At 51.8% G+C, this 8,115-nt stretch carries 10 protein-coding genes; 8 read left to right on the plus strand and 2 right to left on the minus strand.

Annotated features, from left to right (window positions below; all coding sequences use genetic code 11):
- The 4 genes from H6B10_RS10730 to H6B10_RS10745 all read left to right on the plus strand — a co-directional run.
- On the plus strand, positions 1-582 hold a 582-nt coding region (locus H6B10_RS10730), incomplete at its 5' end, for an alpha/beta hydrolase (protein ID WP_204651602.1).
- Positions 583-600: 18 nt separating this feature from the next.
- Positions 601-1,587 (plus strand): D-isomer specific 2-hydroxyacid dehydrogenase family protein, encoded by a 987-nt coding sequence (locus H6B10_RS10735; protein WP_204651603.1) that lies wholly within the window; start codon positions 601-603, stop codon positions 1,585-1,587.
- A complete protein-coding gene (locus tag H6B10_RS18725) occupies positions 1,584-2,261 on the plus strand; it encodes a YkgJ family cysteine cluster protein (protein ID WP_204651604.1) in 678 nt (225 codons plus the stop codon). Before H6B10_RS10735 ends, H6B10_RS18725 begins: the two co-directional genes overlap by 4 nt.
- Positions 2,262-2,284: 23 nt before the next feature.
- Entirely contained in the window at positions 2,285-2,836 is a 552-nt protein-coding gene (locus tag H6B10_RS10745) for a hypothetical protein (RefSeq protein WP_204651605.1), read from the plus strand.
- Between the two features lie 45 nt (positions 2,837-2,881).
- On the opposite strand, the gene H6B10_RS10750 is transcribed toward H6B10_RS10745, so the two are convergent.
- Together H6B10_RS10750 and H6B10_RS10755 are read right to left on the minus strand one after the other, a co-directional pair.
- Entirely contained in the window at positions 2,882-4,252 is a 1,371-nt protein-coding gene (locus tag H6B10_RS10750) for a sensor histidine kinase (protein WP_204651606.1), read from the minus strand.
- Positions 4,249-4,968, minus strand: coding sequence for a response regulator transcription factor (locus H6B10_RS10755; protein WP_204651607.1), 720 nt, complete (start codon positions 4,966-4,968; stop codon positions 4,249-4,251). Before H6B10_RS10755 ends, H6B10_RS10750 begins: the two co-directional genes overlap by 4 nt.
- Before the next feature lie 156 nt (positions 4,969-5,124).
- Between H6B10_RS10755 and H6B10_RS10760 the strand changes: the two genes are divergently transcribed.
- From H6B10_RS10760 to H6B10_RS10775, 4 genes are all read left to right on the plus strand, one after another.
- Positions 5,125-6,039, plus strand: coding sequence for an ABC transporter ATP-binding protein (locus tag H6B10_RS10760; protein WP_204651608.1), 915 nt, complete (start codon positions 5,125-5,127; stop codon positions 6,037-6,039).
- Positions 6,040-6,792, plus strand: a complete 753-nt coding sequence (locus H6B10_RS10765; protein ID WP_204651609.1) for an ABC transporter permease — start codon at positions 6,040-6,042, stop codon at positions 6,790-6,792.
- 3 nt (positions 6,793-6,795) lie between these two features.
- Positions 6,796-7,530 (plus strand): ABC transporter permease, encoded by a 735-nt coding sequence (locus H6B10_RS10770; RefSeq protein WP_204651610.1) that lies wholly within the window; start codon positions 6,796-6,798, stop codon positions 7,528-7,530.
- 71 nt (positions 7,531-7,601) lie between these two features.
- Positions 7,602-7,997 carry a hypothetical protein gene (locus tag H6B10_RS10775; RefSeq protein WP_204651611.1) on the plus strand — a complete coding sequence of 132 codons (396 nt, stop codon included), beginning with the start codon at positions 7,602-7,604 and terminating at the stop codon, positions 7,995-7,997.
- The last annotated feature ends 118 nt before the right edge of the window (positions 7,998-8,115 follow it).

Genomic DNA, 8,115 nt, shown 5'->3' on the forward strand with positions numbered 1-8,115 from the left:
GCGCCGCTGCGTTGGCAGCCTATGATCGATGCTGCCGGAGCCATCCTGCACCTGCGCCGCAATGCGGCCCGCCTGCGGGTAGACCCGTTCAAGGTAGCGGTTTGCGGTTTTTCTGCCGGCGGGCATCTGGCAGGAGCGACTGCCATTTTGTGGGATGCCGAACCGATCCGCAGCGCATTGGGAATTCATGGCGAAGAAGCGCGGCCTGATGCGGTAATCCTGTCGTATCCGGTTGTCAGTTCCGGAATTTTTGCTCACCAGGGGTCTTTTGACAATCTGGCTGGTTCCGATAACGATTTGCGTGCAACTTTTAGCTTGGAAAACCACGTGCAGGAAGATCTGCCTCCGTTTTTCATCTGGCACACCGTAGACGACGCCACCGTACCGGTGCAGAACTCTCTTCTGCTGGCGCAGGCTTTGACCGACCACCACGTACCTTATGAACTGCACCTGTTCCCCCATGGTGTTCATGGTTCCAGCACCTGCACCAAAGAAGTAAACACCCCCAATCCCCATGCTTCCGCCTGGGTAGATCTTTGTACAGATTGGCTGGCAGAAATTTTCAATTACACTTTGCAATAATACAGGAGATGACTTTGCATGAAGATTCTTTTTTATGCGCTGCGGCCTTTTGACGAATTGCAGTACTGTGAATCCAACCGCGAAAAATATGGTATCGACTATAAATGGACAGAAGAAGTCCCCTCTCCCGAAAACCTCTGCCTGGCCGAAGGGTGTGATGCTGTAAGTACCAACCCTTGTGAGATCCGCCCCGAATATCTGGAAGCCTTTGCCCAAATGGGAGTAAAATACCTGCCCTGCCGCAGCATTGGCTATGACCATATTCCTCTGGATACCGCCAAGCAGTTGGGGCTGCGGGTAAGTCACAGCCATTATCCGCCGGAAGGCGTTGCCAACTACACCATTATGCTTATGTTGATGTCCACCCGCAAAATGAATCAAATCATGCTGCGGGCTGCCGCACAGGATTATTCCCTTCCCGGAAAAATGGGAAAAGACCTGAGCAACTGCACAGTGGGCGTTATCGGCACCGGCAAGATCGGCAGTACCGTGATCCGCCATTTGGCCGGATTCGGCTGCAAAATTCTGGCTTATGACCTGTACCCTTCTGATGAAGTTCGGACTTATGCACAGTATGTGAGCCTGGAAGAATTGTACGCACAAAGCGATGTAATCACACTGCACTTGAACGCCACCGCGGAAAATTATCACCTGATTGACGAAACAGCCATCGAAAAGATGAAAAACGGAGCCATTCTGATCAATACCGCCCGTGGCACCCTCATCGATCCGGATGCCCTGATTCACGGGCTGGAAAGCGGCAAATTGGGCGGCGCCGGGCTGGACGTAGTAGAAGATGAAAACGGCATTTGCTACTATAACCGTGCCGGCGAAGCCCTGCCCAACCGGGAACTGAACCTGCTGCGCAGCTTCCCCAATGTGATCATCAGCCCTCACACCGCTTTTTATACCGATGTAAATGTCGCCAGTATGGTACAGAGCGCCTTTGAAGCTGTAGCCGATTTTGCAGCCGGAAGGGATAATCCCTGCGAGGTCCGGCTGTGAGGGTAGAACCGGGCCGCGCTTCCGAAACATGGAACTTTGGCCCTTCCCTGGCTTTGGATGATTCATTTCCTTTTGTCTGTGCCGGATGCGGCGATTGCTGTCGTCATCGGAACGATCTGGTCCTTTCAGGTTATGATCTGTATCGCATCGCACGGAGGCTGCATCTGTCACCACGCATTGTGGCGCATGCATTTTGCAAGGAATATATTGCTCCTCAAAGCTGTTTGCCTGCACTGTGCTTGACGCCGGACCCGCAAACCGGTCATTGCCGCTTCTTTGAGGGAAACGCCTGTACTATCCATGATGCACGCCCATTGGCCTGCGCATTGTATCCACTGGGACAGAGTATCGACCCGGTAAACGCCAAAGTAGAATACCACGCGCAATTGCCCTTGTGCGGCGTATGTGTGCGGGAGCGTACACTGCGGCAATATCTGGACGACGCCGCCATTCCGGACCGCACGGGCATTGATGCCCGCTGGACGGTTGTTTGTACCCAAATTTCTGACCAGCTGCTGGCGGCCGGTGGTCGGGAACACCCGCATTTTGCTGCGGCAGCCCGGCGTATCCACAAAGCTTTATATCTGGAGTACGAATTGGGGGATGACTTTTACCCGCAGTTCCAAGAAAACACCGCTCAATTGATGCCATTACTTGCGCGAATCCTTTCCTGAAACTCTGACGAGGTGATTACGCCGTGAGAATTTTCGTCACATACCGTCTGGCCGGTACTGTTTTGCTGATGTTTCTGGCCTGCGCAGCCGTCTTTTTGGCTGCGAACGGTTGTATCGGCGTACCACGCTTTCGGCTGGAAGAAGACCTACGTTCTTCCCAGCATATTCCCGGCAACTGGATCGTTACAGGGGATGTTACCGATAAGGCTGCCGTTTATCTTTTCTACCCGCCCGAGCAGAACACTTATGGAGTTTCTGTATACATAAACAGGCCAGGCCCCTCGTTCGGTTATTTCTTCCGTGGCAGTTACTCGGTGGCAGATATTCACGGAACCATTCAGGGGCTATCCAACGAAGTGGACGTGATCCCTCTGGAAGGAACCGGCCTGTTCGCTTATGTTTCCATGAATCTTGCCGGAATAGAACGAATTGAATCGAACGGTAGTGTCAATATGGAGCAGATTTCATTGGACAGCCAAGCCCCCTTTGCGCTACTGTTGCCGCAAAGCGCTGACAGCCTGACCTTTTTCAACGAGAACGAATGTCCGGTAGAAATCCGACGTCGCCCCTTATAAGAGAATTATTGCAAAAATCCCGCCTGTCGAAGCAGACGGGATTTTTTATAATGCAATCGGCAAACAAAGCACCACTTTGCTGCCCCGCGGCTTGTTTTGGGAAAATTCCGCACTGCCACCGTGTGCATGCAAAATTTGTTCCACCACATGCAACCCCAGAATATGAGGCGCGGTATCCTCTGGCGTTTCACCATGCAGCACCGCAAGAACAGCAGGCGGGAACCCGGCACCGTTATCGGTAAAAGTCACTAAAAGCTGCTTTCCCTGAACTTCCGCTGTCACCATACAACAGACAGGACCGGAATTGTGGCGTACACTGTTCCCCAGGATGTTTTCAAATACCCGTGCCATCAGTGCTGTATCTGCATGCAGTTCTGCCGTTTCTGCCGACGACACCACCTCCAATTCCACCTGGCATTGCGCCACCAGCGGACCATTGCAAAAGTCTGCCACCAGGCGTCGCAGCAGCGGCCCGGCATGGACCGGTTCGCAGCGCAAAGGTTGTGCCCCGTATTGCAGCTTGCTGGTCAGGTTCAGGTCTTCCACCAACGCCCGGATTTTTTCGCTTTGCGCCTGGATTCCTGCAGCTTTATGGTGGGCATTTTCCGGCAAAGAAATGTCCCGCTGCAGTTGCTCCGCCCAGCCAAGAATCAAAGACAGCGGTGTTCGGATATCGTGGCTGACACCCGCAATCCATTGCGTGCGGGCATTATCTCTCCGTTGAATGATCTCGTTTCGATATTGGATTTGCGCGCTGGTCTGATTGAGCTTTTCGGCCAGTTCGCCGGCAAATCCCTTTGCTGTAAGTTGTACCGTCCGTCCTTCTGCCAAAGCATCCAACCCGTCAGCCACTACTCTCAGGGACTTGGCGCCTCTCCAGCTGAACAGAAGACACAACATCAGAATCAGTAACAATACCCCTAATATCAAGGTGCTTCCCCTGTAAAAAATCCACTCGATCAGATCCGGATACGTCCAGAAATTATATTTCCACACACTGTCTTTAGGCAATCCCAAAACCAACAGACCATAATCACGCACCTGGCAGAACACCGGATAATCGTCCAGATACCATCGAGAAAAGACTGCAATCTCCGACGCTGTGTATTGCCGGTGCAGTTCCTGCGGAAGTTGATACTGCCAGACCACTTTCCCGTCATCATCCAGCACCATAGCCCATTCATAGCCGTCCATCCAGTAGACGGTATCTCTTTCATCAAAAAAGAACTCTCCCGCAGCGTTTTGCTGCAAGTGGTCAGCGATTTCCACGTAGGAGTAACGAAATTGATTTTGCCAGACCACACCGAAACGAACACCAAGCCAGACGATAAACGCCAGCGCCAGTACAATAAGCAGCAGCGACAATCCTACCGCCAGCAATACATAGCGCCGGATCAATCGCATAAAGGTTTTCATTTTGGCTCCTCCCCCGCCAGTTTATAACCGATGCCCCGCACCGTCACCAGCCAACGGGGGTTGCTGGCATTTTCCTCAATTTTTTCTCGCAGATGGCGCATGTGTACGTTCAAGCTGTTTTCACAGCCATAGTAATCCTGCCCCCACACAGCCTCATACAGAGCATCGTAGGTAATGATGTGTCCCCGATTTTCCGCCAATTTCTGCAAAAGCGACCGCTCTGTGGCCGTCAAGGATTGTGTTGTACCATCCGGCATTCGAACCAGAGCATCCGCCAATTCCACCGTGCGTTGTCCCAGCTGCAGATGTCCAGCTGTCCCCCGCTGCAATTCCATCCGGTAAGCACGCTGCAAAATGTGTTGTACCCGCAGCAAAAGTTCCTGCATTAAAAACGGTTTGGTCAGATAATCATCTGCCCCCAATCCCAATCCAAACAACCGGTCCGCATCTGCATCCCGGGCCGAAAGGAATAGTGCCGGTACATCGGCTTGGGCTCGTAATTGCCGAAACAATGCAAACCCATCACCATCGGGAAGATTGATATCCAGAATCATCAGTTCCGGCTGTTGTTGTGCAAAAGCCTCCCGCGCAGTCCGGCAATCAATCGCTGTTGTAATATACCGGTAGCCGGCTGCCCGCAGATGTTCACACAGTAAATCCAGCAACTCCGGAGTATCGTCCACCAGCAGCAACCGTGCATCATAGATTGTTTGCATGTTTTCCACCTCTTTTGTATTATAACGCATCCGCCCTGCAGCTGTCATGTCGCTGCCTGATTCTTAAGGCAAAATTAAGCCTGCCTTTCTCTTGCTTTAAGCTGGGGACGGTAAAATACAGGTGTTCTCAAAATCAACAAAAAAGGAGCGAACACCATGCAAACCGTGATTGAAACCAACGCGCTGTGTAAAGCGTACGGCAAGCATCTGGCCGTAGACCATATCCAACTGCACGTTCCGGAGGGATGTGTATATGGATTTATCGGTCCCAACGGTGCCGGCAAAAGCACCACCATGAAAATGCTGTTAGGCCTTATCCATCCCAGCGCCGGGCAGGTATTCCTGCTGGGGCAGGAATTGACCGCGAAAAACAGATTACCGCTGTTGCGCCAGACTGGCAGTCTTATTGAATCGCCGTCGGGTTATCTGCACCTGAGTGCCCAGGAAAATCTGCAGATCGTGGCAGACCTGAAAGGTATCCCCCACAAGGATATTGCCCGTGTACTGGAAATCGTACACCTGACCGGTGACCGAAACCGGAAAGTCGGCCAATATTCCCTTGGTATGAAGCAGCGGCTGGGTATTGCCATGGCGTTGATGGGAGATCCCAAACTGCTGATTCTGGATGAACCCACCAACGGTCTGGACCCTGCCGGCATACAGGAGATGCGTTCTTTGCTTGCCGATATGCCCGAAACTACCGGCGCGACTGTTCTGGTATCCAGCCATCTGCTGGGTGAAATGGAGCAACTGGTAACACAGGTAGGAATCATCAATCAAGGGAAAATGCTTTTTGAAGGTTCACTGCGGGAATTGCAACGGCACAGCCGCGGCAGCCTTACTTTGCGGGTGCTGCACCCACAAAAGGCCCTGCCTGTATTGCGGAACAACGGTATTTCGGCACAGCTCAAAGAGGATCTTCTCACCCTGCCACCACTGCGCGATGAACTGGTGGCAGGACTGGTTCAGACGCTTGCCGACAGTGGTGCAGGCATTGTAGAACTAACGCGGCATACCAAATCGTTGGAAGAGATCTTTTTGAGCCTGACCGATGCCAAGGGGGTGTCGTAAATGCTGCGAAGTCTGCGTGCCGAACTGCAAAAAGCCAAACGACGTCACGACCTTCTCGCTTGTCTGCTGATTCCCACGGCAACCCTGGTATGGGCAGGATACGCTGCTCCCGATAGTACCGAAAATCTGGACGATGCCTTTCACGCACTGTTTTATGCATTACCCATGATGAACACCGTTTTGATGCCGGTGGGTATGGCTATGCTGGCCAGCCGCCTTTGGGATGTGGAAATCAAAGGCAATTTTCCAAAGCTGCTGTATACACTCCAAAGCCGTCGCAGTTTATTTACTGCCAAAGCCCTGTTGGGAATTGGCGAAGTTATTCTGATTACTATTCTGGAACTGGCTGGTGCCTTAGGGCTTGGATCATGGTACGGGTACCAGGATTTCCCGCCTGTAGAACAGATTTTGTACTATTTCCTATGTACCTGTACTGTCAGCCTGATGCTTTTCTTCTCTGAAATGCTCCTGACTATTTTACTGGCCAATCCTCTGCCGGCCTTATGTGTCGGGATTACCGGTGCGCTGGTGGGTCTATTTTCGGGTTTTATGCCGCCGATTGTCGGATATTTCGTCCCCTGGGGGTACTATATTCCCCTTAACAGCTATATTCTGGCTTCTTGGGACCCCGATACCCGGATCGTCGTGTACGGGATTCGGTCTTTCAATTATCCGCTGTTGATATGGTGCGCCGCATTGGCAATTTTCTTCTTCTCTTTTACCTGGCGTGCCATTCGCCAAAAGGAGGTGTGATTCATGTTATACCGCTGCATACAGGCCGAAAACCGAAAACTGCATGCTTCCCCGATTTGGATCATGTTCTTTCTGTTGCCTGTGATTTCGGCCGGGTACGGTACGTTCAATTATCTGCAGAATCTGGAACTTTTGACAAAATCCTGGTATAGCCTTTGGACACAGCATACATTGTTCTATTCACTATTCTTTTTTCCGGCTATGGTCGCCATCTATGCCGCTTATCTGTGGCGGCTTGAACATCTTGGCCACAACTGGAATCTGATCATGGCTTCCCCCGTCCGCCCGTTGGCTTTATTTTTCGCCAAGTTTGTAGTGGTCATCAAGCTGGTGCTGCTGACCCAGTTATTCATCTTTTTTCTGTATTTTCTGTGCGGCAAAGTTTTTGCTTCTCTGCCTGGCTGGCCACCTCCGGAAACATTTTTCTACCTTTTGCGTGGCATGCTTGGCGGATTGAGCGTGGTGGCTCTTCAGCTGATTCTTTCCATGATTATTCGCAGCTTTGCGGTCCCCATTTTCATTGGATTGTTTGGTGGCATTGTCGGTATGCTGGCTGCCAGCCGCAGCCGTGGGCTCTATTGGCCCTACGCACTGATGCAATATGGCATGAATTCCAACAAAAGTGAGGATCTGCTTGCCGGCAGTTATCTCCCCTTTGTGGTTTCCTGTTTTCTCTGGCTTGTGGCATTTTTTCTGTTGGCTCAATTGTTGTTGACCCACCGGGATGTAAAAAGCTGAACCTCTGCCGGTTGCCAAAGTTTCCTCCCGGCGATATAATAGAGCCATAATCCATTGGGGAGGATTCTGTTATGACCGCCAACGCTGCTGATTTTGCCGGTTCCGCCTGTGGGCGCCGTTACGAAAAGGAACTGGAAACCCATTTCCGTGACTGCCTGCTATTTTACCTGGATGGCCGCATCCGCTTTGAACGCTATTGTTACGGCGAAGCCGCCTGCCTGGTATTCAGCGTCTGGGCTCATGGTTTTGATGCCGACGGCAACATCCTTTGGGATAAAGAGCCGGAATTTGAAAGTCAGCGTACCGCTTTGCCGCGTACTCTTACCGATGTGCAGGAAAGCGGAAATGCTTTACAGTTCGACGGACTTCGCAAACGTTATGTATTGACCGAAGAATTTGCCACGGATAAACCGAACGGCTACGGCAAATGGAAGGTCTTTTGGCTGCAGCACCGCAAAACAAAATAATAAACTCCCGGTCACCGTGCGATACACGCGGCGACCGGGAGTTTTTTCATTCAATTCGTGTTAAAAGCGTTCTACGCCATCGGCCGTGACCCGGGCGTAAATCAAAGGCGGCAACGCC

Source organism: Gemmiger formicilis, assembly GCF_016901605.1.
GTDB lineage: Bacteria > Bacillota > Clostridia > Oscillospirales > Ruminococcaceae > Gemmiger > Gemmiger formicilis_B.